The organism is Empedobacter sp. UBA7494 (genome assembly GCF_002478465.1).
In the GTDB taxonomy this organism is placed as follows: domain Bacteria; phylum Bacteroidota; class Bacteroidia; order Flavobacteriales; family Weeksellaceae; genus Empedobacter; species Empedobacter falsenii_B.
In genome coordinates this window covers 20,139-27,695 of record NZ_DLOC01000032.1, presented here as the reverse complement: position 1 = coordinate 27,695, position 7,557 = coordinate 20,139, and the positions used below count along the sequence as shown (strand labels likewise).

Annotated in this window: 6 protein-coding genes; 2 read left to right on the top strand and 4 right to left on the bottom strand. The window is 32.4% G+C overall.

Annotated features, from left to right (window positions below):
- Together B4E95_RS03045 and B4E95_RS03040 are read right to left on the bottom strand one after the other, a co-directional pair.
- The coding region (locus tag B4E95_RS03045; RefSeq protein ID WP_291089840.1) for a TAT-variant-translocated molybdopterin oxidoreductase at positions 1 to 2,254 on the bottom strand (2,254 nt) is incomplete at its 3' end.
- A gap of 22 nt (positions 2,255 to 2,276) precedes the next feature.
- On the bottom strand, positions 2,277 to 3,695 hold the full coding sequence (locus B4E95_RS03040) for a c-type cytochrome (protein ID WP_291089837.1): 1,419 nt from the start codon (positions 3,693 to 3,695) through the stop codon (positions 2,277 to 2,279).
- Between the two features lie 414 nt (positions 3,696 to 4,109).
- Here B4E95_RS03040 and B4E95_RS03035 point away from each other — a divergent pair, with 414 nt between their 5' ends.
- Positions 4,110 to 4,598: an SPOR domain-containing protein gene (locus tag B4E95_RS03035; RefSeq protein WP_291089834.1), complete on the top strand. Its 489-nt coding sequence runs from the start codon at positions 4,110 to 4,112 to the stop codon at positions 4,596 to 4,598.
- A 367-nt stretch (positions 4,599 to 4,965) separates the two neighbouring features.
- Here the strand turns inward: B4E95_RS03035 and B4E95_RS03030 are convergent, their stop codons facing one another.
- On the bottom strand, positions 4,966 to 5,247 hold the full coding sequence (locus B4E95_RS03030; RefSeq protein ID WP_291089831.1) for a hypothetical protein: 282 nt from the start codon (positions 5,245 to 5,247) through the stop codon (positions 4,966 to 4,968).
- 157 nt (positions 5,248 to 5,404) lie between these two features.
- Between B4E95_RS03030 and B4E95_RS03025 the strand changes: the two genes are divergently transcribed.
- Entirely contained in the window at positions 5,405 to 5,728 is a 324-nt protein-coding gene (locus tag B4E95_RS03025) for a HopJ type III effector protein (RefSeq protein WP_291062753.1), read from the top strand.
- A 46-nt stretch (positions 5,729 to 5,774) separates the two neighbouring features.
- On the opposite strand, the gene ccoG is transcribed toward B4E95_RS03025, so the two are convergent.
- The gene (ccoG, locus tag B4E95_RS03020; RefSeq protein WP_291062751.1) at positions 5,775 to 7,229 is read right to left on the bottom strand and encodes a cytochrome c oxidase accessory protein CcoG; all 1,455 of its coding nucleotides are present in this window, start codon (positions 7,227 to 7,229) and stop codon (positions 5,775 to 5,777) included.
- Positions 7,230 to 7,557 lie beyond the last annotated feature (328 nt).

The window sequence follows — 7,557 nt, the reverse complement described above, 5'->3', positions numbered from 1 at the left end:
CAACTGGATTCCATTCTTGACGATCAGTATTAATGAAATCTGCTAAAGAAACTTCTCTTGCAATTTCGTAACGTCCCATCAATGTTGGTTGCTGTTGCATATTAGCAAATTCGTGTTTATCTGAACGAGAAGATTTTTCGATCTTAACATTAGATGCACCTACATTACCATTGTATAATGCGAAAGCATTAACCCCTACATTGTTCGCAACTTTACCAGCTTTTGTACGACCGTAACCGAAAGCTAAACCTACTGTTCCGATTGCTTGACCTGGTTGAATGAATACTGGAACGTTTTCTAAAACTACTCCATTAACAGTTAAGTTTACATACTCACCGTCAAATTGCATTCTTCCGTTTGTAACATTGTAGTTATCTTGAATTTTGATTCCTAATTTTCCCGCATCATTTGGATTAACTGTTAAATAGTTATCCCAAGAGTTACGTGTAATTGGATCTGGTAATTCTTGTAACCAAGGATTGTTTGCTTGTGTACCATCTCCTAAACCAGCTTTAGAATAGAATTGTATTTCCCATTCTGTTGCTTTACCAGTAGCTAATTTTGTAGCAGCTGCTGTAGCAACACTAGTGTTAGCAGTAAATGCAGATGTTTCAGTCCCTTCATTATAACCATTGTATAATGCTTTGTTGAAATCTACACCTAATTTTGGTAAAATAGCTGATTCCCAGTTTTGTTTTACATATAAGTAATATGGAGAAACTTTTTGTCTTGTTGCAGAAACCGCCATCACCATAATTGGATCATTTGGATCTTCTACTTCTGTTACTTTAGTTACTCCTGTCATCCAAGCGATTAATGAATCTTGGAATTGACGAGAATCAAATACACGTGGAATTGTTGGTTGTTGTAATGAATAAACACCTGTTAATGGGTTAAAATCATTCCAAGACTCTAAACCATGAGTAACTGGAGCAATAACGTCCATTACTGATGCAGTTTCGTCTAATTTTTCAACTAAACCAACTTTAAGTCCAATGTTTTTGAAAGCGGATTCAATTTCTTTTGCATTTTTAGCATTGTAAATTGGATTTGTTTGGAAGTTTAATAAAACTCCAACTTGTCCAGCTTTAGCTTCAGCAACAAATTGATTAAATACAGCGTCGTTAGACTCTTTTAATAAAACAGCTTTATCAGAAACTGCAGCTGATCCTAACAATTGGTTAATTGCGTATGCAATTACATATGCTTCTTTCGAACCATCTGCCATAACAACCGCTTTAGAACCTTTAGCTTTTAATTCAGCAAGAATTGCTTTTGCTTCTTTAGATGAAGCAGAACCACTTGTTAATCCTTGATAAACTTCTGCCAATACTTTTTCAGTATCAGTTGGTTTTAAAGGATAACGTGTATCAGCATTAGCTCCTGTTAAAGATAGAACAGATTCTACTTGGATGTGACGCATCATGTTTGCTCCTGGTTTACGAGCAACACCATAATCACCTTCCATTCCACCACCATTATAATCACCTAAGAAATCTGCGTTGAAAGAAACAACTAATTCAGCATTCTTAAGATCGTAGAATGGGATTTCTCTTTTTCCGTAAACTTCTTGTGCTGCGTCTAATGCATTCGTAGAAGAAATTGCATCATAAACAACGTGTTGAGTTGTTGGATATTTTGTTGCAAACTCAGCAATCAACTTTTTAGTTGTTGGTGAAGGTAAAGATGAAGTTAAAATAACTACTTTTTTTCCTCCTACTGATGCTAATGCTTTTGTTACACGTGCATCAAGCTCTTTCCAAGATGTTGCTTTGAAGTTTTCACCTGCGTTTGTTAAAGGTGATTTTATTTTATCAGAATCGTATAATGATAATACAGATGCTTGAACACGTGCATTTGTAGAACCATAATATTTTGCGCCTTTGTTAGCATCAATTCTAATTGGACGACCTTCTCTTGTACGTACTAATACGTTCGCATAATCGTATCCATCAAAAATTGTAGATGCATAATAAGTAGGTACACCAGGCATAATATTTTCTGGTTTAACTACATAAGGAACAGATTTTACGATTGGAGCTTCACAGGCTGCTAAAGTAACAGCAGCTGTACTGAACCCTAAAATCTTCAAAAAGTCACGTCGTGAAGTTTGACTATTCTCCATGGCGTTATCATTCCCTAAGAAATTATCTACAGGAATTTCTTCTGCAAATTCGTTGGTAGTTAACTTTTCATTTAATGTATTGTCAGTTAACTCCTCAAAACTTTTCCAGTAATTTTTCTTCGAAGCCATTTATACTCCTCTCTTTTTTATATTAATAATGACATTTACCACACTCTAAACCTCCGATAGCATCAACTGTAATCTTAGTTGCGTCACCGTACTGTTTTTTCAGTTTTTCGTGTAGTTCTGCGTAATATTCTTTGTTATACTCGTTGTCCATATCTACCTCAGTAGTTCTGTGACACTCGATACACCATCCCATTGTGAAATCATTCGCCATTTTTACTTCGTTCATTTCATCAACACGTCCATGACATGCAAAACAAACTTGGTCTCCTGATCCAATGTTCAATTCTTTAGCATTTGGAATAGTTCCATCTTTAATTGCTTTCTTAATCGCTTTCTCTCCTGCTACAACGTGTTGTGCGTGGCTAAAGAATACGAAATCTGGCATATTGTGGATACGTACCCATTCGATTGGTTTTTGTGGACCATCGTATTTGTTCGTTTCTGGATTCCATCCAATAGCTTTATACATTTTTTGGATTTCTCCTGTATAGAAGTTCTTAACTGCTTCCTCATCAGCGAATTTACCAGAAGTGATTAAATCTTCTTCGAAGTAATCTCCTTTGTATTCTTTGATTGTTTTGTGACAGTTCATACATACGTTTGGTGAAGGAATTCCAGACACTTTACCGTATTTAGCAGAACTGTGACAGTACTGACAGTCGATACCTTGTACACCTGCGTGAACTTTGTGAGAAAAATAGATTGGTTGTTCTGGCTCGTAACCTTTATCAACACCAACTCCCATTAATCCCCAATACACGTTGTACAATGCAAAGAATGCTAATACTGCTATTAACACACCACCAACTTTTTGGTATTTTTGGAAGAAGTTTGCGAAAGAAAAAGCAGCTTTTTCTTCTTTAGAATCTAAATCATCAGTTGCAGTTGCTTTAACTAATGCATTAACGCGAACTAAAATCCACAATAATAATGCTGCTAATACAACAAATCCAACTGCGATAACTCCTGTTCCAGCACCACCTCCGTTTCCGGCAGCAGCAGCTTTAGCAGCAGCAGCTTCTTTCTTTTTTGCAGCTTTTGCATCATCAAAAGCCTTTTTACCACCATCAGGATCGGCAGTATACGCTAGAATATTATCAATATCACCGTCAGATAAGTTAGGGAAAGCTAACATTTCAGTGTTATTGTACTCAGCGAAAATTTTGTTTGCATACGCATCTCCAGACGCACGTAAAGCTTTGTTGTCCTTAATCCAAGAGTGTAACCACTCTTTTCCAAGTCCAGCTTCATCTTGTACGCGTTTCTCAACATTACGTAATTCCGGCCCAATTAATTTGCCATCAATCTGGTGACATGCAGTACAGTTGGCTTCGAATAACTCGTAACCTTTACCTGCATCTTGGGCATTTGCTAAGGAGAACGTCGATAGTATTATCGCGCAGCTCCATAAACGTATTCTTTTTAGAAATCTTGCCTTCATTTACTTAAATAATCTCAGTTCGTTGTTTCTTTTAACTCGTTTTTATTTGAACACTTAACTAACAGCAAAAATAGCTTCAATACTTAATAAAATCATAAAGTTTACATACTGAACTTTGTCATTGAGCTTAATTTAAAACGTTTCTAAATTAATTATTAAAAAATATCGCTGTATAAATATTATCTATTTGATTTGATAGAAAAGATTTAGAACAAGAAAAATTACTATTTAACATAATTTAAAAAATAATCATTATTGTTTTTATTACAATCTGCCAATCAATTTTATGAAACAACAATCAAATATTTGTTAGTAAAAAAAAATTGGAACAATATTCGTTGTAAGAAAATAAAAGTCTATAAAATTTAATAACTTAATTGTAAAAAGTATATTTGCACAAATTAATTTCATCTTATGAAAAAATTTATCTTTTTATTCCTTATCACTTTTTCTTCTTGCGTGTTTGCTCAAGATAAAATTGATACCGTTCAAATTATCAACAATGGTACATTGAATATGGAAATTGATAGTAGAATAAATAATGTTTTAAAAGCAAAAGAAGACGCTGTTTGTAGTTATACCACTACTGTAAAGAAACCGACAGAGAAAAAACCAGTTATACAATCTAATGATCCTTGCGCAGGTACACCACAAGTGAATGGTTTCAAAATTCAGATTTATTATTCGAAAGATAGAAAAGATGCAGAAAAGGTAAGAAATGAATTTACGCGTTCCTATCCAGACTTATCATCGCAAACAGCTTATTTCTCGCCAGATTATCGTGTTTTGGTTGGAGATTATTTTACAAGAGCATCTGCTTCGAGAGATATTCGTCGTTTGAAATCAAAATATAATAGTGCTTTTTCTATTCCATTCAAAGTTTTGTGTAGAAAAGCGAAGTAATAGTTTATAAAAAGGAAAATGTATCCTTATCACAACAAAATAAAACAGCGAATAAAGAATGGTGAATTAGTTTTGTTTGAGTTTGTAGAAAAATATAAAAATATTTCTCCATGTTTAGTTTTATATTTCAAAACAGAACCTTTTATAAGACCTATTCGCGAACATCGTTTTTCTGAATATAGACTATTACTAAAAATAGAAAACGATTAACTTTCTTTAGAAAGTTCAAATTTATTCGAAAAAATATAAAAAAGCGTTACCAAGAAAATTGATAACGCTTTTTTATATTTTAATGGTAATATTTAGTAGTTGATTCATGCTTTTATTTTTAGTTGTTCAGAATTCTACCTCTGCCCTCAATTTCTAATTAGATAAGTATCGATGCTAAATTTGTTTGTACAAATCCCAAATTGCCTGCAACTAAAACTCCTTTTTCTCCTGTCGATATTTTTTCGATTCCATAAACACTTGATTCATCTTCAGGATTCGAATTTCCTTCGTAACGATAGATATAAATAATTCTAAAATCGTGCGGATGATCAATCAAATCACTTTCTAATAAATTAAAATCTTCTTGATATCCTTTTTCCGCAAGTTCACGTAGCGCAACACTTGACGTTTCATAATTAAATTGCCTTCTTTCAAACATAAAATTTATTTTTATTTTGTTAATAATTATAAATGTAATTAATTAATAGACAGAAAGTTGTTAAATATAAGTTAACAATTTGATGACATGAACAAATTAACATACTTAATGATTTATTGTATTCGAAATAAGTTCTTATTTTTGACAAAAAGATACAATGATTTTAGAAAAATTAAACCAAAACGAAGCTAATTTTGCTGATGTTATTGCGCATATTGAAGAAAATTATATTTATACAGCTTCTGCTTTTGTAAATGGAAATCAGGAAAATGCTGCGGATCAAAATCAAGGAAGTGCGAAGGTTTTTGCTTTTGCAAAATTGAATAATTTCTCTGAAGATGACACCTTAAAATTATTTGCGGAACATTATCAAGCTGTATTAGATTCGCCAGAAGGAACTGATCACAATAATATTCGTCAATTTATGCAAAACGGATGGGAAGGTGTGACATTTGAAAACGAAGTGTTGACAAAAAAATAAACTCAAAAAAAAACGTCTTACAAATTGTAAGACGTTTTTAATTCAACTAAAAAGGAGCCATAAAACTTATCGTATAATGATCGATGGTTTTTCCCTTCAAATCTTTTAATTCTAAAATAACTGGAACTTTGTAAGATTTCAGTTCGCTTTTAGGAATTTTAATATCTATTAAACCTTGCTTTAATTGTCCTTCATTTATTTGTATATATTGATTTGGCTCTACTAGCAAAACAGTTTTTCCACCTTTAAAACCATTTACACGAACAACTAATTTATATTGTTCGTTGGTTTTATTCATCAAACTGTATTGCATTGTATTAATGATATAATCACCTTCTACGACATAATCTTTTCCTGGAACTTGTAGAAACTTCACTTCGACATCACTTCTATTTAACATAAACACCGTCATTGCTCCTATCATTGCAACCAATACAAATGTAAAAGCAATTAATCTTGCAGTAATCTTAAATGATTTTCCTTGTTCGATATTTTCTTCAGAAGCATAACGAATCAATCCTGTCGGAAGATTAATCTTCGTCATAATATCATCACAAGCATCCATACATGCAGTACAATTTACACATTCTAATTGCGAACCATTTCTAATATCAATTCCAGTAGGACAAACTGCCACACATTGACCACAATCTATACAGTCTCCTTTTCCTACAGCAATTCGATCTTCTCCTTTTCTAAATTTAGAGCGTCCGTTTGTATTTTCACCTCTTTTGAAATCATACGAAACTTGAATTGTTTTTTTATCAATCAAAACTCCTTGAAATCTTCCGTAAGGACATACCAACGTACAAACCTGCTCACGAAACCAAGCGAAAACAAAATAGAAAAAAATACTAAAAATAAATGTTCCAAATAATAAACCTCCATGCTCTGATGGACCTTCGGTAATTACTTTGATCAATTCATCCATTCCGATGATATATGCCAAAAATATATTCGAAAAGAAAAACGAAATAATGTAAAATATCGTCCACTTTCCTCCTCTTTTCAGAATTTTTTCTTCGTTCCAATCTTGTTTATCCAAACGAATTTGTTTGCTTCTATCACCTTCTATCCAATACTCAATTTTACGAAAAACACTTTCCATAAAAATTGTTTGCGGACATAACCATCCACAAAACAATCGTCCATAAACAGTCGTAAATAATATAATAAAAACCACACTTACAATCATCCCGAAAGCAAGTAAGAAAAAATCTGTTGTAAAAAATGGATAACCAAAAAGAATGAAATTCGTATTGAACACATCAAATTTAAAAATAGGATTTCCATTTGTTAATTTTATAAAGGGTAACCCAACTAATAAAAGCAATAGAACCGAAGAAACAATTGTACGATAATTAGTGTATCTCCCAGAAGGTTTCTTCGCATACACCCATTTTCGAGTTCCTTTTTTATCCATTGTTGCGACCTCTGTTCTGAATTGCTCATTCTCTTTTTCAAAACCAAGTTGCGTTGAATCTTGTTTTATATCACTCATATACCTTACTACTTAATATCTATGCAAATTTACCGTTACAATCAGGTTAGAGCTTGGCACTATTTATGGTATTTATGGTAATATTTACGGATTGATATAAATCATTAATTTATAAATATTTACCAAATAAAAACATAAACCACCTATTATGAAAAACTTACTAAAGCTACTAGTATTTTCTATTTGTACTTTTACTTTTTTACAAAAAATATACACAATAAAAATGTGACTCAGTTCGCAATTTATCCAAGATGTGAAGAAAAAACAGATAATTACGTAGAATGTTTTAACATGAAATTGAGTCATGATGTTGAAGAAAGATTATCCA

Bases quoted from the DNA above. Each gene is read 5' to 3' on its own strand.
- B4E95_RS03025 (WP_291062753.1), top strand. From the start codon at position 5,405: ATGATTTTAGAAAAATTAAACCAAAACGAAGCTAATTTTGCTGATGTT.
- B4E95_RS03040 (WP_291089837.1), bottom strand. From the start codon at position 3,695: ATGAAGGCAAGATTTCTAAAAAGAATACGTTTATGGAGCTGCGCGATA.
- ccoG (WP_291062751.1), bottom strand. From the start codon at position 7,229: ATGAGTGATATAAAACAAGATTCAACGCAACTTGGTTTTGAAAAAGAG.
- B4E95_RS03035 (WP_291089834.1), top strand. From the start codon at position 4,110: ATGAAAAAATTTATCTTTTTATTCCTTATCACTTTTTCTTCTTGCGTG.
- B4E95_RS03030 (WP_291089831.1), bottom strand. From the start codon at position 5,247: ATGTTTGAAAGAAGGCAATTTAATTATGAAACGTCAAGTGTTGCGCTA.